17 protein-coding genes are annotated in these 18,431 nt (G+C 70.7%); 13 read left to right on the top strand and 4 right to left on the bottom strand.

The window, feature by feature from the left end:
- Window position 1: 1 nt before the first annotated feature.
- Together ACLIME_RS12600 and ACLIME_RS12595 are read right to left on the bottom strand one after the other, a co-directional pair.
- Window positions 2-475 carry an SRPBCC family protein gene (locus tag ACLIME_RS12600; RefSeq protein ID WP_411557128.1) on the bottom strand — a complete coding sequence of 158 codons (474 nt, stop codon included), beginning with the start codon at window positions 473-475 and terminating at the stop codon, window positions 2-4.
- 12 nt (window positions 476-487) lie between these two features.
- A complete protein-coding gene (locus tag ACLIME_RS12595; RefSeq protein ID WP_411557127.1) occupies window positions 488-1,471 on the bottom strand; it encodes a rhodanese-related sulfurtransferase in 984 nt (327 codons plus the stop codon).
- A gap of 150 nt (window positions 1,472-1,621) precedes the next feature.
- Between ACLIME_RS12595 and ACLIME_RS12590 the strand changes: the two genes are divergently transcribed.
- The 5 genes from ACLIME_RS12590 (at window position 1,622) to ACLIME_RS12570 (ending at window position 5,762) form a co-directional block, all read left to right on the top strand.
- Window positions 1,622-2,803 carry a thiolase family protein gene (locus tag ACLIME_RS12590; RefSeq protein ID WP_411557126.1) on the top strand — a complete coding sequence of 394 codons (1,182 nt, stop codon included), beginning with the start codon at window positions 1,622-1,624 and terminating at the stop codon, window positions 2,801-2,803.
- 33 nt (window positions 2,804-2,836) lie between these two features.
- A complete protein-coding gene (locus ACLIME_RS12585; protein ID WP_411557125.1) occupies window positions 2,837-3,616 on the top strand; it encodes a 3-hydroxyacyl-CoA dehydrogenase in 780 nt (259 codons plus the stop codon).
- A 49-nt stretch (window positions 3,617-3,665) separates the two neighbouring features.
- Window positions 3,666-4,490 (top strand): enoyl-CoA hydratase/isomerase family protein, encoded by an 825-nt coding sequence (locus ACLIME_RS12580; RefSeq protein WP_411557124.1) that lies wholly within the window; start codon window positions 3,666-3,668, stop codon window positions 4,488-4,490.
- A complete protein-coding gene (locus ACLIME_RS12575) occupies window positions 4,487-5,311 on the top strand; it encodes an SDR family oxidoreductase (protein ID WP_064294896.1) in 825 nt (274 codons plus the stop codon). The genes ACLIME_RS12580 and ACLIME_RS12575 overlap by 4 nt, the downstream gene beginning before the upstream one ends.
- 118 nt (window positions 5,312-5,429) lie before the next feature.
- Window positions 5,430-5,762, top strand: a complete 333-nt coding sequence (locus ACLIME_RS12570; RefSeq protein ID WP_079706375.1) for a helix-turn-helix domain-containing protein — start codon at window positions 5,430-5,432, stop codon at window positions 5,760-5,762.
- Window positions 5,763-5,847: 85 nt separating this feature from the next.
- On the opposite strand, the gene ACLIME_RS12565 is transcribed toward ACLIME_RS12570, so the two are convergent.
- Window positions 5,848-6,309 (bottom strand): hypothetical protein, encoded by a 462-nt coding sequence (locus ACLIME_RS12565; RefSeq protein WP_411557123.1) that lies wholly within the window; start codon window positions 6,307-6,309, stop codon window positions 5,848-5,850.
- 270 nt (window positions 6,310-6,579) lie between these two features.
- On the opposite strand from ACLIME_RS12565, the gene ACLIME_RS12560 reads away from it, so the two are divergent.
- The 8 genes from ACLIME_RS12560 (at window position 6,580) to ACLIME_RS12525 (ending at window position 16,556) form a co-directional block, all read left to right on the top strand.
- A complete protein-coding gene (locus ACLIME_RS12560; protein ID WP_411557122.1) occupies window positions 6,580-8,103 on the top strand; it encodes an MmgE/PrpD family protein in 1,524 nt (507 codons plus the stop codon).
- 31 nt (window positions 8,104-8,134) lie between these two features.
- The gene (gene prpB / locus ACLIME_RS12555) at window positions 8,135-9,034 is read left to right on the top strand and encodes a methylisocitrate lyase (protein WP_411557121.1); all 900 of its coding nucleotides are present in this window, start codon (window positions 8,135-8,137) and stop codon (window positions 9,032-9,034) included.
- A gap of 124 nt (window positions 9,035-9,158) precedes the next feature.
- On the top strand, window positions 9,159-10,283 hold the full coding sequence (locus ACLIME_RS12550) for a bifunctional 2-methylcitrate synthase/citrate synthase (RefSeq protein WP_411557120.1): 1,125 nt from the start codon (window positions 9,159-9,161) through the stop codon (window positions 10,281-10,283).
- Between the two features lie 68 nt (window positions 10,284-10,351).
- Window positions 10,352-12,178: a hypothetical protein gene (locus tag ACLIME_RS12545; protein ID WP_411557119.1), complete on the top strand. Its 1,827-nt coding sequence runs from the start codon at window positions 10,352-10,354 to the stop codon at window positions 12,176-12,178.
- 85 nt (window positions 12,179-12,263) lie between these two features.
- Window positions 12,264-12,698 (top strand): hypothetical protein, encoded by a 435-nt coding sequence (locus ACLIME_RS12540; protein WP_124767634.1) that lies wholly within the window; start codon window positions 12,264-12,266, stop codon window positions 12,696-12,698.
- A 124-nt stretch (window positions 12,699-12,822) separates the two neighbouring features.
- Complete coding sequence (locus ACLIME_RS12535) at window positions 12,823-13,374, top strand: acyl-CoA thioesterase (protein WP_411557118.1); 552 nt, start codon at window positions 12,823-12,825, stop codon at window positions 13,372-13,374.
- Window positions 13,375-13,522: 148 nt separating this feature from the next.
- Complete coding sequence (locus ACLIME_RS12530; protein WP_411557117.1) at window positions 13,523-15,472, top strand: hypothetical protein; 1,950 nt, start codon at window positions 13,523-13,525, stop codon at window positions 15,470-15,472.
- An 88-nt stretch (window positions 15,473-15,560) separates the two neighbouring features.
- Window positions 15,561-16,556 (top strand): DNA-3-methyladenine glycosylase family protein, encoded by a 996-nt coding sequence (locus ACLIME_RS12525; RefSeq protein ID WP_411557116.1) that lies wholly within the window; start codon window positions 15,561-15,563, stop codon window positions 16,554-16,556.
- Window positions 16,557-16,585: 29 nt separating this feature from the next.
- On the opposite strand, the gene ACLIME_RS12520 is transcribed toward ACLIME_RS12525, so the two are convergent.
- Window positions 16,586-18,373, bottom strand: coding sequence for a phytoene desaturase family protein (locus ACLIME_RS12520; RefSeq protein WP_411557115.1), 1,788 nt, complete (start codon window positions 18,371-18,373; stop codon window positions 16,586-16,588).
- Window positions 18,374-18,431 lie beyond the last annotated feature (58 nt).

Below are 18,431 nucleotides of genomic sequence, written 5' to 3'. Positions count from 1 at the left end.
GTCACTGAGTTTGTCGAAGTGCCTCAGCCAACCACCGGTTCCGCGACTCGATGAGCCGTCGCAGGTGCCGGGTGAGCGCGACGTGTTCGGCCACGACGCCGAGCGGACCGAACGGCGCCGAGAACGTGACGTCGTCGAGCATGATGGTCCGCGCCGTCCCCATCGGGCGCTCGAGCGGTTCGAAGAGGTGGACGTGGCGGAACGTCCGGAACGGACCGGACAGCTGTTCATCGGTGAACCGGTGGGGTTCCTCGAACGCGGTGATCCGACTCGTCATCGTCCACGGCACACCGAAGTGCCTCGCCCGCCAGGTGACGGTCTCACCGAGGCCGATCAGCCCGGAGGTCACGCCGCCGACCGCCCGTTCACCGGTGTCCGCCATCGAGCCGAGGTGGGCGTCGATCGACCGCGAGAGGTCGAAGGCCTGCTGCATCGTCCCGGCGAGCTCGGTGCGGAGGCGGAAGTGGGCGGTCATGACGGTGGCGGATCAGGCGGGCTGGCCGGTGCGAGCATCGGTGGAGACGTCGGCGCCGGTGTGAACGGCGCATCGCGGGCCGCCGTCGGGCCCGTCCGCGTGCGCCTCGCACACGACCAACTGCGTCTTACAGGAGGGGTCCGCGCAGTTCTGCAGGTGCTTCGTCGGCGTGTCGCAGACGACGCAGTGCCCGATGACGGCCGCATGATCACTGAACTCGAGCGAGCCCCGCTTGTCGAACACGTACAGGGATCCCTCCCACAGGCCGTCGTCGCCGAACTGCTCGCCGTACCGGACGATGCCGCCGTCGAGCTGGTACACCTCGCCGAAGCCGCGAGAGCGCATGAGTCCCGAGAGCACCTCGCAGCGGATGCCGCCCGTGCAGTAGGTGACGACCGGCTTGTCCTTCAGGTGGTCGTACTTGCCGCTGTCGAGTTCGGCGACGAAGTCCCGGGTGGTCGCGACGTCGGGCACGACCGCACCGGCGAACCGCCCGATCTCGGCCTCGAAGGCGTTCCGGCCGTCGAAGAACACGACGTCGTCGCCGCGCTCCGCGACGAGCTCGTGCAGTTCCGTCGGCTGCAGGTGCACCCCGCCGCCGGTGACGCCGTGCTCGTCCACCACGAGCTCACCGGGGGCGCCGAAGGACACGATCTCCTCGCGCACCTTCACGCTGAGCTTCGGGAAGTCGCTACTCCGACGCCAGGGTGCGGGTCGGTGCCTGGCCGTGCGCACGGGGTCGTCCTCGTCGAAGCCGGAGCCGTCGCTCCACTTCACGTCGAGGTCCCGGAACGCGGGGTGCTCCTTCGTCTTCCGGACGTAGAGCTTGCAGGCGTCGAGCTCGCCGCCGACGGTGCCGTTGATGCCGTCCTTCGAGATGAGGATGCGGCCACGGAGACCGAGTGACTCGCAGAGGTCGCGCTGCCACAGCCGGATCGCCTCCGGGTCCGCCAGGGGAGCGAACGCGTAGTACAGGAGGATCTTCGGGTCGGCCACCGCTCAATCGTACGTGGCGCCGACCGCGGATCGTCGGGCCGGTCCAGCGGACACGGACGTTCCGGCCCCTCGCTTGTCGAAGGGCGACAACCGCCGCCGCACGCGCAGGCGCCAGGCCTAGGGTGGATGCAGACCTCGAAGGAGATGGCTATGCGCACTGCAGTGATCGTCGACGCGATCCGGACGCCGTCCGGCCGGGGCAAACCGGGCGGTGCGCTGAACGCCGTGCACCCGACGGACCTCCTCGCCGGCACGATCCGTGCGCTCGTGGAGCGGACCGGCATCGATCCCGCGGTCGTCGAGGACGTCTACGCCGGCTGCGTCACCCAGTCCGGCGAGCAGGGGCAGAACATCGCGCGGAACGCGGCGCTCGCCGCAGGCCTCCCGCAGGAGACGCCCGGCACCACCATCGACCGGCAGTGCGGCTCCAGCCAGCAGGCCACCACCTTCGCCGCGCAGAGCGTCATGTCGGCCGGCAACGACGTCGTCATCGCCTGCGGTGTCGAATCGATGAGTCGGGCGCCGATGGGCTCCAACGTGCAGGGGGCAGACCCCTTCGGCTCCGCCCTCCGAGCCCGCTTCCGCGAGGGCCTCGTCGGCCAGGGTGTCTCCGCCGAACTCATCGCCGCCCGCTGGAACCTCAGCCGCGAGGAGCTCGACGCCTTCGCCGCCCGCTCCCACGAGCGCGCCGCCGCGACCTGGGCGTCCGGCGGGTTCGACGGCGAGGTCGTCGCCGTCACCCTCCCCGACGGTTCCGTCGTCACGACCGACGAGACGGTCCGTGCCGGGACGACCCCCGAGGCGCTCGCCGGACTCCCCGCCGTCTTCCGCGACGAGCGGCTCGCGGCGCGCTTCCCCGAGATCGCCTGGCGGATCACCCCGGGGAACGCCTCACCGCTCACCGACGGCGCCTCCGCCGCGCTCATCATGAGCGAGGTCCGGGCGCTCGAGCTGGGGCTGACGCCGCGTGCGCGCTTCGTCTCCTTCGCCGCGGTCGGGAGCGACCCGATCGAGATGCTCACCGGCATCCTCCCCGCCACCCGCCGCATCCTGGAGCGCAGCGGGCTCGACATCGACGACATCGACGCGTTCGAGGTCAACGAGGCGTTCGCGTCCGTCCCGCTCGCGTGGCAACGCGAGTTCGGGGTGGACGACGACCGGCTCAATCCGCGGGGTGGGGCGATCGCCCTCGGGCACCCGCTCGGCGCCTCCGGGACGAAGCTCCTCGCCACCCTCCTCGGCCAGCTCGAGGCGACCGGCGGCCGCTACGGGCTGCAGACGATGTGCGAGGGCGGCGGTATGGCCAACGCGACGATCATCGAGCGCCTCTGATGGGCGCGCCCACCACGTGAAGGGAACCAGCACATGGATGTGACCGGCAGTTCGGCGATCGTCACCGGCGGCGCCTCGGGACTCGGATTCGCGACCGCGACGCGGCTGGCCGGTGCCGGCGCGCGCGTCGTGCTCGTCGACCTCCCCGGTTCACCCGGGGCGGAGCGGGCCGAGGCGCTCGGCGGGTTCGCGACCTTCGTGCCCGCCGACGTCACCGACGGTGAGCAGGTGCAGGCGGCGGTCGAAGCGGCGGTGTCGCGTGGACCGCTGCGGGTCGTCGTGAACTGCGCCGGCATCGCACCACCGGCGAAGGTGCTCGGCCGCGACGGCCCGGCGGACCTCGGTGCCTTCGAACGCGTCCTGCGCGTCAACGTCCTCGGCACCTTCAACGTCATCCGGCTGACCGCCGACGCGATGCAGCACAACGATCCGGACGGTGATCCCGTCGACGGCGCAGGCGACCGCGGCGTCATCATCAACACCGCGTCCGTCGCCGCCTTCGACGGACAGATCGGCCAGCCCGCCTACGCCGCGTCCAAGGGCGCGGTGCACTCGATGACGCTGCCGATCGCCCGCGAGCTGGCGCGTTTCGGGATCCGGGTCGTGACGATCGCGCCCGGCATCATGGAGACACCCATGCTCGCCGGACTGCCCGAGGCGGCGCAGGAGTCGCTCGGGCACCAGGTGCCGTATCCGGCCCGCCTCGGCCGCCCCGACGAGTACGCCTCGCTCGCGCTGCACATCGTCGAGAACGGCTACCTCAACGGTGAGACGATCCGCCTCGACGGCGCGATCCGGATGGCGCCGAAATGACCGGCTCTCCGATGCCGACGAACCCATCCACCGACCAGGGAGCCACTCCGTGACCAGCGACGACACCATCCTCTTCGAGGTGAGCGACGGCCTCGCGCACCTCACGCTCAACCGGCCCGCGAGCCTCAACGCGATCGACGACCGTGCGGCCAGACGGTGGCGCGACCTCGCCCTCGAGATCGCGGAGCGCGACGACGTCCGGGCGGTCCTGTTCGACGCCAACGGTCCGGCGTTCTGCGCGGGTGGCGACGTCCTCGCGATGTCGCGGATGGGTGACGGCAGCGAGGGATCGACGGGCGCCTTCGTCACCGAACTCGCCGACATCATCCACGAGGGCCACCGGACGCTGCAGTCGGTCGCGAAGCCGATCGTCGCCGCCGTCCAGGGGGCTGTCGCGGGCGGTGGGCTGGGGTTCATGCTCGTCGCCGACGTGGTCATCGCGTCCGACCGGGCGAAGTTCGTCAGCAAGTACGCCGACATCGGCCTCACTCCGGACTGCGGCGTGAGCACCCTGCTGCCCGAGACGGTCGGGATGCGTCGGGCGCTCGAGCTCACCCTCGGCCCGCGGATGCTGAGCGCCGAGGAGGCGCTCGACTGGGGGCTCGTGACCGAGGTGGTCCCCGCCGAGCAGCTCGACGCCCGCGCACGCGAGGTGGCCGCGTTCTGGTTGGCCGGAGCCACGGCCGCGTTCGGTCAGGCGCGGCGGCTGCTGCGCGAGAGCGTCGGCCGCGGCTACCAGGACGCCCTCGACGACGAAGCCCGCACGATCGGCGCGGCGATCGAGACGCCCGAGTCGGTCGCGCGCGTCGCGGCGTTCGCCGCCGCGTCGGCGAAGCGCGCCGCCACCACCACCCCGAAGGAGCCCACCGCATGACCACCCTCGCCGGCAAGACCATCCTCATGTCGGGCGGCAGCCGCGGCATCGGCCTCGCGATCGCCCTGCGTGCGGCCCGCGACGGCGCGAACGTCGCGATCCTCGCCAAGACCGACACCCCCGATCCCCGCCTCGAGGGGACGATCCACACCGCAGCGGACGCGATCCGCGAGGCCGGTGGGCAGGCGCTCCCGATCCTCGGCGACGTCCGGAACGACGACGACATCACCCGGGCCGTGTTCGAGACGGCCGGTGAGTTCGGCGGCATCGACATCGTCGTCAACAACGCGAGCGTCATCAGCCTTGCGCGGACCCTCGACCTCGATGCGAAGCGGTACGACCTCATGCAGGACGTGAACGTGCGTGGCACGTTCATGCTGTCGCGGGCGGCCATCCCCATGCTCAAGGACGCGGAGAACCCGCACATCCTGTCGCTGTCGCCGCCGCTCAACCTCGACCCGAAGTGGCTCGGCGCGCACACCGGCTACACGCTCGCGAAGTACGGCATGTCGATGGTGACGCTCGGTCTCGCTGCCGAGTTCGGACGCGACGGCATCGCCGCGAACACGCTCTGGCCGAAGACGACGATCAAGACGGCGGCGGTCGGCAACATCCTCGGCGGCGAGGCCCTCCTGGCGAAGAGCCGCACCCCGGAGATCTACGCCGACGCGGCCTACGAGGTCCTGACGGCGTCGGCGCGTGAGCTCACGGGTCGATCGCTCATCGTGGAGGACGTCCTCGCGGAGGCCGGGGTCACCGACCTCGCGAAGTACTCGCCGGGCGTCGACGAGTCGGAGCTCTACCCCGACATCTTCCTGTAGCGGCGGGCCCGCCCTGTCCGCTGACGGCAGAACGCGGGCTCCCCGAGCCTGGCCGAGCCGCGCCTACAGTGAGAGCACGCGGTCACGGAGCCCGCGCCCGCAGCCGGAAGGAGTCGCCATGTTGTACCGCGAAGCCCTCGGCGCGGCCCTGCGCACGCGTCGACTCGAACAGGGGCGCACCCTGCAGGACGTCGCGACCGCCGCAGCCGTCTCGACGCCCTACCTGTCGGAGATCGAACGCGGCCGGAAGGACGCCTCCTCCGAGGTGGTGGTGACCATCGCCGACGCGCTCCGCACCCGCCTCGACGCGCTGATGTTCGACATCGCGGACCGCTTCGAGACCGCGGCGGCTCCGATCGTCGTCGAGCTGCCCCTCGCCGAGGACGCGCTCGCCGACGCGACGATCACCCCGCTGCGCCCCGCGGCCGACCCGCAGCTGCTCGCCGCCTGACCCCGACCGTCGGCGATCGTCCGGACACGCTGGTTCGTCCCGTCCGCTGACGGCCAGCCGCTCGCTCGGCCCACCGCTCGCTCCGTCAGCCGCGGGCGAGTGCCTCGAAGGTCTCGTGAAGGAGCGGCTCGGCCGTCTCCCACGTCGTGTCCGCGTCCCAGGCACCGAGGTCGGTGACCTCGGTATGGCGGCCGGCCTGGTGCCTCGGCTCGGGATCGCCCGGGAGCCGCAGTCGCTGGGTGAACCCTCCGGTCGTCCGGTCGAAGTCGAGCACGTGGAAGGCGACGTTCCGGTTCCAGTCCTCGGACGGCCACGAGATGAAGTTCACGCGCACCCGCTCCGCGGACAGCGGCCCTTCGGCGACGTAACTGCCGGGGTGGTCCTCGCCCGGCGACAGGATGCGGTACGCACCGTTCGAGCAGTAGAGCAGCAGGGCCGGCACGAACGGCTTCTCCGCGAACAGTTCGGTGTAGTGGAGCGCCTCGGCTCGGACCACGTCGCCGAACAGGTGCAAGGTCTGTGGTGCCCCAGGGGTGTGCATCGGCACGGTCGTCTCCTTCGGTTCGTCAGGGGTCGGTACGCGTGTCACTCTGTCCGTGGCCGCCGTATGCGCGGTGTACACGGGCTGGGTGGATGCGGAGAACGAAGCTGGTATTCCACGGTGCCAGGAGAACAGCGCGACAGCAGGACCGTTCCACGCGAAATGTCCTGTTCCCGGGCGGTTCTCCTGCTGCGGCGCCACGGACCCGCGGGCGTAGGCTGGAGGACGCGACGCCCCGCAGCACACTCGGACGGGCCGCACCCGAAAGGAACACCCGTGATCCAGCACCACTTGCGCGTCCACCGCAGTGACGAGAACCTCGCCCGCGAAGGACAGCTCGCCTGGCAGCTCGCCCGCGTCGCGACCGATCCGGTGGAGGTGACGCCCGAGGTCGTCGACATGATCATCAACCGCGTGATCGACAACGCCGCCGTCGCAGCCGCCTCGCTCACGCGCCGGCCCGTCTCCTCGGCTCGCGCCCAGGCGCTCAGCCACCCCGTCAGCACCGGCGGCGACGGTGCCACGGTGTTCGGGCCCGACCTCGCCCGCCGCGTCTCCCCGGAATGGGCGGCCTGGGCCAACGGCGTCGCCGTGCGCGAGCTCGACTTCCACGACACCTTCCTCGCCGCCGAGTACTCGCACCCGGGCGACAACATCCCGCCCATCGTCGCGGTGGCGCAGCACGTCGGCTGCACGGGCGCCGACCTCGTCCGCGGGATCGCGACCGGCTACGAGATCCAGATCGACCTCGCGAAGGCGATCAGCCTGCACCGACACAAGATCGACCACGTCGCACACCTCGGCCCGAGCGCCGCGGCCGGCATCGGCACGATGCTCGGCCTCGATCAGGCCACCATCCACCAGGCGATCGGCCAGGCACTCCACACCACGACGGCCACCCGCCAGTCGCGCAAGGGCGAGATCTCCACCTGGAAGGCGCACGCTCCCGCGTTCGCCGGCAAGATGGCGGTCGAGGCCGTCGACCGGGCGATGCGCGGCGAGACCAGCCCGTCGCCGATCTACGAGGGCGAGGACGGCGTGGTCGCCTGGCTGCTCGACGGCCCCGACGCCTCGTACGACGTCCCGTTGCCCGGCGCCGGTGAGCCGAAGCTCGCAATCCTCGACTCCTTCACGAAGGAGCACTCGGCGGAGTACCAGGCGCAGGCGTGGATCGACCTCGCCCGCAAGCTGCACCACGAGCATCCGGAAGTCCTCGCCCCCGGAGCCGTGGACCGCATCGTCCTCCACACCTCGCACCACACGCACTACGTCATCGGCTCCGGCGCGAACGACCCGCAGAAGTACGACCCGACGGCGTCGCGCGAGACGCTCGACCACTCCATCCCCTACATCGTCGCGGTGGCGCTGCAGGACGGCGCATGGCACCACGTCGACTCCTACCGTCCCGAGCGCGCCACCCGCGCCGACACCGTCGAGCTGTGGCACCGGATCTCGACGGCGGAGGACGCTGAGTGGACGCGCCGCTACCACTCGCTGGACCCGGCGGAACAGGCGTTCGGCGGGCGCATCGAGATCACGCTCACGGACGGGTCGACCATCGTCGATGAGATCGCCGTCGCCGACGCCCACCCGCTCGGCGCCCGGCCGTTCGCGCGCGCCGACTACGTCCACAAGTTCCGCACGCTCGCCGCCGACGTCCTCGACCCGGAGGAGATCGAGCGTTTCCTCGCGCTCGCCGAACGCCTCCCGGAACTCGACGCCGACGAGGTCAAGCAGCTGAGCATCCAGGCCGCCTCCGGGGTCCTCGCCTCGGCACCCCACCCGACCGGCCTGTTCTGATGCCGGCCGACCTCCAGAAGGGACTGCGCTGATGCTGTACAGCGAGACCACGCCGGCCGAGAAGCGCCGGCTGTTCCGCGAGCGACTCGCCACCGGTGAGCTGCTGCGCTTCCCGGGCGCGTTCAACCCGCTCTCAGCGAGGCTCATCGAACAGAAGGGCTTCGACGGCGTCTACATCTCCGGCGCGGTGCTCTCCGCCGACCTCGGGCTGCCCGACATCGGACTGACGACCCTCACCGAGGTCGCCGGTCGCGCCAAGCAGATCGCCCGGATGACCGAGCTGCCCGCGATCGTCGACGCCGACACCGGCTTCGGGGAGCCGATGAACGTCGCACGCACCGTCCAGGAGATCGAGGACGCCGGGCTCGCCGGGCTCCACATCGAGGACCAGGTCAACCCGAAGCGCTGCGGCCACCTCGACGGCAAGCAGGTCGTCGACACCTCCACTGCGCTCGGCCGGATCCGTGCCGCCGTCGACGCCCGGCGAGACCCGAACCTGCTCATCATGGCGCGCACCGACATCGCCGCCGTCGACGGGCTCGACGCCGCGATCGACCGGGCCAAGCAGCTCGTCGACGCCGGAGCCGACGCGATCTTCCCCGAGGCGATGGGGTCCCTCGAGGAGTTCGCCGCCGTCCGCGACGCGGTCGACGTGCCGATCCTCGCCAACATGACGGAGTTCGGCAAGAGCGAGCTGTTCACGACTCAGCAGCTCGCCGATGTGGGCGTGAACCTCGTCATCTGGCCGGTGTCGCTCCTCCGCATCGCGATGGGCGCCGCCGGTCGCGCGCTCGACACGCTGAACGACGAGGGCTCGCTCACGAGCAAGCTCGGTGAGATGCAGCACCGTGCCGACCTCTACGAACTGATCGACTACGAGGGCTACAACCGCTTCGACACCTCGGTCTTCAACTTCACCATCGACCGGTAGGCGTCCCCTCACCGGTGAACACCACCTGGGTCTCCGCTCCCCGAGCTTGTCGAGGGGCGAGCCGGGTGCCAAGCTCGACCGACGCGCGCAGGACGCGCGCAGGCAGTACGCAAAGGAGCAACGCATGACCGAAGCGACCAGCGACATCAAGAAGGGTCTCGCCGGCGTCGTCGTCGACGTGACGAGCGTCTCGAAGGTGAACCCGGAGACGAACTCCCTGCTCTACCGCGGGTATCCGGTCCAGGAACTCGCCGAGCACTGCAGCTTCGAGCAGGTCGCGTACCTGCTCTGGAACGGTGAACTGCCCACGGACGCCGAACTCGCGGAGTTCACTGCGTTGGAGCGGGGCCAGCGCGCGCTCGACGACAACGTCAAGGCGGCCATCGACCTCCTTCCGACCGAGAGCCACCCGATGGACGCCCTCCGCACGGCCGTCAGCGTGATCGGCGCGAACGACCCGGCCGCCGAGACCAACACCGCCGAGACCAACGCGGTGAAGGCCGCGAGCCTGTACGCGAAGCTGCCCGCGATCGTCGCCTACGACCAGCGCCGCCGCCACGGCCTCGAGCTCGTCCCGCCGCGCGACGACCTCGGCTACAGCGCGAACTTCCTCTTCATGACCTTCGGAGAAGAAGCCGATCCGGTCGTCGTCGAGGCGTTCGACGTCTCGATGATCCTCTACGCGGAGCACTCCTTCAACGCGTCGACGTTCACCGCCCGGGTCATCACCTCGACCCTCAGCGACCTGTACTCGGCGGTCACCGGCGCGATCGGCGCGCTCAAGGGCGCCCTGCACGGTGGGGCGAACGAGGCCGTCATGCACGTCTTCGACGAGATCGGGACGGCTGACCAGGCCAGCGCCTGGCTCGACGCGGCGCTCGCCGAGAAGCGCAAGATCATGGGCTTCGGACACCGGGTCTACAAGAACGGTGACTCGCGCGTGCCGACGATGCTCAAGGCGCTCGAGCGGCTCGCCGAGCACTACGGCAAGCCCGAGGTCCTCGAGCTGTACACGACGCTCGAAGCGGACATGGTCGCGCGGAAGAACATCAAGCCGAACCTCGACTACCCCTCGGGCCCGGCGTACAACCTGATCGGGTTCGACACGGCCACGTTCACGCCACTGTTCGTCGCCGCTCGGATCGTCGGGTGGACGGCGCACATCGCCGAGCAGCTGGCGTCGAACGCGCTCATCCGTCCGCTGTCCGAGTACGTCGGGCCAGACGAGCGGCACGTGCCGACCGACTGAGGACGAGTTCTCCACAGATTCGGCGGCAGCCCCCACGGCGATATTCCAGATGAGTAGCCTCGGTCCTCGTGACTGCTCTGATCCGTGCTCCGCGCTCCCTGTTCCGGCGCTCCACGCTCTCGGCCCTGGCCGCCGCGACCATCCTGCTCACCGCGGTGGGACTCCCGGGTCCGGCATCCGCTGCTCCGCCCGTCGGGTCCATCGCGGACCCGCAGGAGCACGACGACGCACCCGGTGACGCGTTCGGCACCGGGGATGCCCCCGGTGCGTCGGACGCCGTGGCCCCCGCGGCCGGCTCGTCTCGCGTGATCGGCAAGCTCGTCCTGCAGAACCGTTCCAGCGGATCCTCGGCGTACGTCGGGCTCTCCTCGCCGGAGTCGGGTCGCAACGTCCAGCGGCTGTACTCGTCCTCGGTGGGCGGAGCAGCGTCGCTCGCGGGGACGTATTCCCTCCCTGCCGTCGGTGCGGCCGGGCCGATCACCGGCACGGGAACGTCCTCGACGCTCTGCCTGACGCCCGCCGGCGACGGCTCCCGCGCGCTCGTCGCAGCCCGGACGTGCACCGGTTCCCCGTCGCAGGACTTCGAGTGGCGGTACGTCTCGAACACGTGGGTGGCCGGCTACGCCCTGTACCCGGTGTCGAGTCCGTACTCCTTGGGCGGGACGGACAACGACACCTTCGTCGAGCTCACGATGGACGCGCTCACCGATGTCGTCGTGGAGTCGCAGCTGGCCCCGATCGAGCCGTTCGAACTGCGGACCCCGGCGATCGGCGCCACGGTGGACACGCCGACCCCCACGTTCAGCGGTATCGGGCAGCCCGGATCGTCCATCTCGATCCGCACCGACGCGCAGGCCCTGCTCGCGAGCACGAACGTCCCCCTGGACTCGACCTCCTGGTCGGTTCCGTCGATCCAGCTCGAGCCCGGCCGCTACACGGGAACCACGACCCAGAGCGGGACCGGTTCGGATGTCCAGGTGCGTTTCGACTTCACGGTCCCGTCGCCGCTCGCGCCCGGCGCCTCGATCCCCAGACCGACGCTCACCCCCGGTCAGTCCGTGGAGGTGGAGGCGACGTTCAACGCCGATGCCGGTGGTCAGCGTATCGACGTCTACCACCCGGTGTACACGCGGATCACCGCGGTCGACCACCCGGCCTTCACGCTCGACGCGTTGGGCTTCGGGGGTGTCTTGCCGGTCGGCGCGACCACGCTGAGGTTCACACTGCGGGCGAACGACGACGCTCCCGTCGGCGAGGCCACGGGCGGCAAGGTCACCTACGGTTCCTCCCGCACCACGATCGCCGACTTCACGGCGAACATCGTCCGGGCACCGGACGAGCCGATCGCCCCTCTGGTGGTCGAGTCGCCGAGGCGCGGCGAGACGATCAGTGAGACGACCCCAGTGTTCCGTGGGACCGGCGAACCGGGGTCGCGCATCGAGATCCGTGGCGCGTGGGGCGACGTCCTCGGCTCAGTGGAGCGGGTCGACGCGAGCGGTGCTTGGTCGATCACCTGGAACAAGAGCCTCCTGCCGAGCCGGTATGCCGGAGGCACCGTGAAGCAGTTCGTGGACGGGGTGCCGACGCACACCTTCGTGTACGACTTCACGATCGTCCAGCCCCGACTCGTCGTCACCTCGCCGAGAGTCGGCGACACCCTCACCGGCACCAGGCCGGTGTTCACCGGTGCGGCGAACCCCGGGGCGCGGGTGCAGATCACGGGCGCGTGGGGCACCGACCTCGGCTCCGCGATCGCCGACCCGCGGACCGGGGAGTGGACCATCATCTGGCCGCGTGACTATCTCCCGGCGCGCTATTCCGGCGGCGCGGTGACCGAGACCGTCGGCGGCAAGGTCATCGCCTCGTCCGCGTACGACTTCACCCTCACCCAGTGAGCTGACCTTCGGGCCGCCGGCCCGGTGTCACTGCACCGGGCCGGCGGCCCCTGCTTCCCCCTACCGAGCCTCCGAAGGAGCACCCATGTCCAAGCAACCCACCCTCCTCGCCGCCGCGGGCCTCGCCGTCATCGCCCTCGCCGGATGCACCGACGCGGATGCGACGTCGACGACGAGCGCGTCACCGACGGCTGCCGCCGAATCCACCACCGGTTCCGAGTACACGATCCCCGACGTCGCCGGTGAGTGCGTCGACGGCACGGCGACCATCGTCGACGACAGCTCGAACGTGACCATCGACGGCGACTGCGAGAACGTCGTCGTGGAGGCCTCCAACAGCATCGTGACCGTGACGGGAGCCGTCGTGAACCTCTCGTTCAACAGCTCGATCACCCTCGTGAACGTCTCGACCGTCGACAACGTCACGTTCGTCGAGGGAGCCAACGGCAACAAGGTCGCGACCTCGTCGGCGCCGGTGGTCACCGACAGCGGGGAGGGCAACACCGTCGCCGCTGACTGACCGTCGGCGATCCGGCCCGGGTGTGTCGAACGCCACACGTCGCCAGGTGTCCCAGGACCCGGGTGTTGTCGAGTCAGGACAACCGTGGTGCATGACGCCGCGCCGGCGGGATACGGTCGCATCCGTGCACCTCATCTTCCGCACCATCGCCATGTTCCTGCAGTCCCGCCGTCGAGCCCGTCGCGGCGAGCGCCTCGACACCTGGGACGTCGGACGGATCCGGTTGCGCGTGCTGCCGACCGACCTCGACGTCCTCGCCCACATGAACAACGGTGTCTACCTGTCGATCTTCGACCTCGGCCGGTTCGACCTCCTGATCCGGAACGGACTCTGGGATCGCTTCAAGCGCCTGGGCTGGTACCCGGTGGTGTCGAGCGAGAGCATCACCTTCCGGAAGTCGCTGCAGCCCTGGCAGCGTTTCGCCGTCGAGACCCGGGTCACGGGCTATGACGACAAGGGTGTGTTCATCGAACACCGGGTGGTCGTGGGCGGAGAGATCTACACCCAGGCCCTCGTGCGAGGTCGGTTCCTCAAGCGCTCGGGCGGCGTGGTGGCGCTCTCGGAGCTCATCGAGCTCACCGGCCCGGCTCCAACCGACCTCCCTGCGTGGCAGGCGCAGTGGGCGAGGGATGTCGCCCTGCCGCCCACGAAGGCGTCGGCACCGAGCGACTGGTGAACCGGAAGAGTCGGTCGACATACTGGATTAAGCAACTGGAATACTTGTAGGCTGACCGCGTTCGTTCGCGAACGCTCCGCCGGTGCGTCCGGACGGCCCTCCCTCGGGTCGTCTCGGGCGCACCCTTGCGAAAGGTCGCCCATCGCCCATGAAACTCCCCATCCCCATCGCCATCGTGAGTCTGCTCGGCATGACGGCGAGTCTGCTCACCGGTCCGGCCGCCCGAGCCGCCGGGCCGGCGCCTGACACGACCCCGGCGGTGTCCTCGGTCGAGGGCAGGTTCGTCGGCCAGGCGTTCCCCTCCGGTTCGGACGCCTTCTTCGCGGTCGGTGGCTCGACGGACGTCCTGAACCCGGCCAGGGTGACGCTGCACGCCACGCTCGACCAGGCGCTCGCCGCATCCGGCCGCTGGACGTTCCCGTCGGTGGATGCGTCCGGTCCGGTCACGACCACGGTCGGAGGCGTCACGAGGTGCCTCCAGCCTGATCCGTCGCAGGCCTACAAGTACGTGTACCCGGCGGTCTGCACCGGCTCGACCGCGCAGCAATGGGGCTGGGAGGAGTTCGCGAACGACCGTGTCGGCGGATACGGCCTCGTCTCGAACGGCGGAGCAGGTGGCTTCCTCCGTCAGTTCGACGGCAGGCTGGCCGTGGGCGGGTTCGGCTCGGTCGTGGATGCCGACCGGGTCACCCCGGAGGGACTCGATCCCGTCCCCGTCGCCATCCCGGTCACCCTCGAAGCGCCGACGCCCGGTTCCGTCGTCCGGGAGCCACGTCCCGTGTTCAGCGGGCGAGGCACGCCCGATGCGGTCGTCGAGGTCCTCGACTCGTCCGGCGGACCACTCTCCACGGCGACCGTCACCGCAGCGGGCACCTGGTCTGCCGTTCCGACCCGTGATCTCGCGCCCGGAGCGCAGTCCGGCACCGTTCGTCAACGCTCTGACGACTCGACCGCGAACTGGTCGCTGACCTACCGCGTCGTCACAGCGGTGACGGTCCGAACGCCCGCACTCGACGCCACGGTCGACGATCCGCGTCCGGTGTTCTCCGGTCTCGGAGAACCGGGCGCGCGGGTGACCGTCCTCGACGACACGACGGGTGTGACACTGGTCGACGTCGAGGTGGATGGCACCGGCGCCTGGAGTCAGCAGTCACTCCGGACGCTCGAGCCGCGCGCGTACACCGCGACCGCGACGCAGGTCTTCGGGCAACAGCGCACCACGGCACCGCTCCGGTTCACCTATCGGGAGCCCGCGCCCGAGCCGGGCCCGGTCGAGGACGTCACCCTGCTCTCGCCCGCCATCGGGGAGACCGTCGAGACCGCAGACCCGGTGTTCAGCGGTCGTGGAGAGCCGGGCGCGACCATCCGGGTGATCGGTGCCTGGGGTACGGAGATCGCTGCAGCCGAGGTCGGAGACGACCGTCGCTGGGTGGCGCCGATCAACAAGAGCCTGACCCCCGGTCGGTACAGCGGCGGCTCCGTGCGCCAGGAGATCGACGGTGTCGAGCAGTCCCGTGCGCCGTACGATTTCACCGTGGCAGCCCGCGCCGTCGTCGCCCCGCTCGTCCTGGAATCGCCCGCGACCGGTGGCGTCATCGGTTCGTCCGTGCCCGAGTTCAGCGGCACGGCACAGCCTGGCGCGAGGCTCGAGATCTGGAGCGCCTGGGGCGATCTCGTCGGCACCACCGAGGCCGTGGCTGCGAGTGGGCGTTGGACGATCACCTGGAACAAGTCGCTGCTCCCCGCCCGGTACGCGGGTGGCACCGTCCGACAGATCGTCGGCGGCGTCGAGACGCACCGCTCCGTCTACGACTTCACCGTCGCATCCGTCCTCAGGGTGACCTCGCCGAGGATCGGCGACACCCTCACCGGTACGCGGCCGGTGTTCACCGGCACGGCGACACCGCTGGCCGACATCGAGATCATCGGAGCCTGGGGCACCCGACTCGGGACGACGAAGGCCGATTCCTCGGGCTCGTGGACCGTCGAATGGAGTCGGGACTACCTCCCGGGCCGCTACCAGGGCGGACGCGTCGAGCAACGCGTGAACGGAACGTTCATCGATCAGGCCGGGTATGACTTCCGCCTGGTGCGATAGCGGATCGGCGGCGGTCGGGGCGTCTTCGCGATCCTCGACCGTCGTCGGCGTCGCCGGATGTCGGTGGTCACCACGTAGGGTGACCACCATGTCCGCCTCCACATCGTTCGCCGCTCCGTCGCTGTCGTCCGTCGAGGCCGCGCTGCAGTCGACCGGACCGGTGCCGCGCGAGGCGGAACCGATGCGGACGGTGTACCGCCCGAGCGGTCCACTCGACGTCCACAGCACCCTGCGCCTCATCGCCCGGGGAGGCGACGGCCCCTGCTACCGCCGCACGCCTGGCGGGGTCTGGCTGACGGCACGCACCCCACAGGGCGGCGCGACCCTGTACGTCTCGACGGTCCGCGACGGCGAGGTCGAGGCGGCCGCCTGGGGTCCGGGCGCCGAGTGGATGATCGCCGGAGTGCCGGAGCTGCTCGGTCGGGACGACGACTGGTCGGAACTCGACGTGAGCCGGAGCCCGCTCCTCACCGAGGTGTCCCGGCGGAACCCGGGACTGCGGTTGAGCCGCAACCGGCTCGTGTTCGAGATGCTCGTGCCGTCGATCCTCGAGCAGAAGGTGACCGCACTCGAAGCGTGGCGTGCGTGGCGGTTGCTCGTGCGCCGACATGGCGATGCCGCCCCCGGTCCAGCACCGGAGGGCATGGTCGTCGCGCCGTCCGCCGAGACCTGGCGGATGATCCCGAGCTGGGAGTGGCATACGGCGGGTGTCGGGCCGCAGCGCTCGGAGACGGTCGTGCGGTCGTCACGACTCGCCTCCGCGATCGAGCGGACGCTCGACGAGCACCCCGACGACGCGTCGCGGCGCCTCCAGAGCCTGCCGGGCATCGGCGTGTGGACGGCCGCCGAGGTGACGCTCCGAGCTCACGGCGATCCCGACGCCGTGAGTGTCGGCGACTACCACCTCGCGGCCTCGGTGGGTCAGGCGCTCACCGGCTCACCCGTGGACGACGACGGCATGCTCGAGCTGCTCGCTCCTTGGGCTGGTCACCGGCAGCGGGTGCTGCGGCTCATCGGCCGGAGTGGCATCCACAAGCCACGTCGTGGCCCGAAGATCACCATTCAGGACCACCGCCACCACTGAGCGCGGCGACGCGTTCTGCGGCGTGCAGGTCAGGCGTCCAGGACGGCCATCGCGGCGTTGTGCCCTCCGAGTCCGCTGACCGCGCCACCGCGTCGGGCCCCGGCGCCGCAGAGCAGGACGCGCGGGTGCGCCGTCGCGACCCCCCACCGCTCGGCCGCTGTCGTCCGTGGGGCGTCGTCCTCGAGGAACGGCCACGACAGCGGGCCGTGGAAGATGTTCCCGCCCGGCATCGCCAGCGAGCGCTCGAGGTCGAGCGTCGTCCGCGTCTCGATGCAGGGCCGCCCCTCGGCGTCGAGCAGCAGCAGGTCCTCGATGGGTTCCGCGATCACCGAGTCCAACGATCGCAGTACCGCGGCCTGCAGTGCGTCGCGGAAGGCGTCGTGGCCGCCGGGGATCGCATCCGCAGCGACCGCGAGCCGATGCGGCACATGGAGCCCGAACACGGTGAGCGTCTGCGCCCCCGAGGCCTGCAGCTCCGGCGAGAGGATGCTGGGGTCGCTCAGCGTGTGGCAGTAGATCTCGCAGGGGAGCGGGTCGGGGATCCGGCCGGCCTCCGCCTCGAGGTAGGCGTGCTCCAGATGCGCCCAGCCCTCGTTGATGTGGAAGGTGCCGCCGAAGGCTGCCGCCGGATCGGCGGCCGGGTCGAGGAGCTCGGGGAGCCGCCGCAGCAACAGGTTCACCTTCACCTGGGCGCCCTCGGGATGCGGGACACCGTCCTCCGGCGCTGGCGCCGTGCCGAGGATCGCGTCGGCATCACTCCACTGCACCGGCGTCCCCCGCGCTGCCGACCACGCGGCGTACGCGGCCGCGGCCGCCCGTTGCTCCGCCGCCGGGTCGAGGAGGCGCTCCAGCACCGCCGGAGCCGCACCCGACAGGATCCACTCGCCGCGGACGACGACCCCGGGACGAGGCCGGAACCGGTCCAGCGTCGCCATCGGTTCGGTCGCCTCGAGCTCCGCTTCCGCGGCGAGGTCCACGTAGGCGACGAGCCCGTGCTCCGGCTGGATGGACGTCACCTCGGCGAGCGTCCGGATCTCGGCACCGGCCTGCTCGGCCGCGCGGCGCAGCGCGTCCGTGACCGCGCCCATGCCGCCGACCGGGACGTCCCAGTCGCCGGTCCCGCCGCCGATCAGGTGGTAGAGGAAGCAGATGTTCTGCTGCAAGGTCGGGTCGTCGGCGCGGGCGAAGGTGCCGATGAGCGCATCCGTGAAGACGACACCGCGGACGAGGTCGGAACGCGCGGCGTCCTCGATGGCACGGCCGATCGGCTCATCGAACACCGCTGACCAGATCGACGCGACCTCCGCGGCCGGCACCCCGAGGTCCGCGGCGGCGGCGATCGCCGCGTCACGCGCATCGGAACGGCTGCGGAGCGGCTCGAGCACCGTCGGCCAGAGCACCGAGGCCAGGTGACCGATCCGACGGTGCAGTTCGGCGATGCCCGCGGCGTCCTCCGGATACCCGATCGACGCGAACGACGCGACGGTGGCGTCGTCGTCACGGTTGTCGATCAGGAGCCCCGTGCCCGGGTTGTCGGGGTCGGGCGTGTACGAGGAGAAGCGGCGCCGGACGAGCCGGACGTCGACCCCGAGGTCGTCGATGATCTGCTGGGGCAGCAGGCTGACGAGGTACGAGTACCGGGACAGGCGTGCGTCGACGCCGGGGAACGGACGTTCCGAGACGGCTGCTCCACCCGTATGGTCGAGGCGCTCGAGGAGGAGGACGCGCTTGCCCGCGCGTGCGAGGTAGGCGGCGGCGGTGAGGCCGTTGTGCCCGCCGCCGACGATGACGGCGTCGTACTGCTCGACGGAATGCATGACCACACCCTATTCGCAGGCGCACTTCGACAGGCTCAGTGACCGGGGAGGGGTCTCA

The organism is Plantibacter sp. MPB07, assembly GCF_046619465.1.
GTDB lineage: Bacteria > Actinomycetota > Actinomycetes > Actinomycetales > Microbacteriaceae > Plantibacter > Plantibacter auratus.
The sequence above is the reverse complement of the archived record's forward strand: the minus strand, read 5'-3'. Positions and strand labels throughout refer to the sequence as shown.

Coding starts and splice junctions, on each gene's coding strand:
- ACLIME_RS12600 (WP_411557128.1), bottom strand. CDS start 475: ATGACCGCCCACTTCCGCCTCCGCACCGAGCTCGCCGGGACGATGCAG.
- ACLIME_RS12590 (WP_411557126.1), top strand. CDS start 1,622: ATGCGCACTGCAGTGATCGTCGACGCGATCCGGACGCCGTCCGGCCGG.
- ACLIME_RS12585 (WP_411557125.1), top strand. CDS start 2,837: ATGGATGTGACCGGCAGTTCGGCGATCGTCACCGGCGGCGCCTCGGGA.
- ACLIME_RS12575 (WP_064294896.1), top strand. CDS start 4,487: ATGACCACCCTCGCCGGCAAGACCATCCTCATGTCGGGCGGCAGCCGC.
- ACLIME_RS12570 (WP_079706375.1), top strand. CDS start 5,430: ATGTTGTACCGCGAAGCCCTCGGCGCGGCCCTGCGCACGCGTCGACTC.
- prpB (WP_411557121.1), top strand. CDS start 8,135: ATGCTGTACAGCGAGACCACGCCGGCCGAGAAGCGCCGGCTGTTCCGC.
- ACLIME_RS12550 (WP_411557120.1), top strand. CDS start 9,159: ATGACCGAAGCGACCAGCGACATCAAGAAGGGTCTCGCCGGCGTCGTC.
- ACLIME_RS12540 (WP_124767634.1), top strand. CDS start 12,264: ATGTCCAAGCAACCCACCCTCCTCGCCGCCGCGGGCCTCGCCGTCATC.
- ACLIME_RS12530 (WP_411557117.1), top strand. CDS start 13,523: ATGAAACTCCCCATCCCCATCGCCATCGTGAGTCTGCTCGGCATGACG.
- ACLIME_RS12525 (WP_411557116.1), top strand. CDS start 15,561: ATGTCCGCCTCCACATCGTTCGCCGCTCCGTCGCTGTCGTCCGTCGAG.
- ACLIME_RS12520 (WP_411557115.1), bottom strand. CDS start 18,373: ATGCATTCCGTCGAGCAGTACGACGCCGTCATCGTCGGCGGCGGGCAC.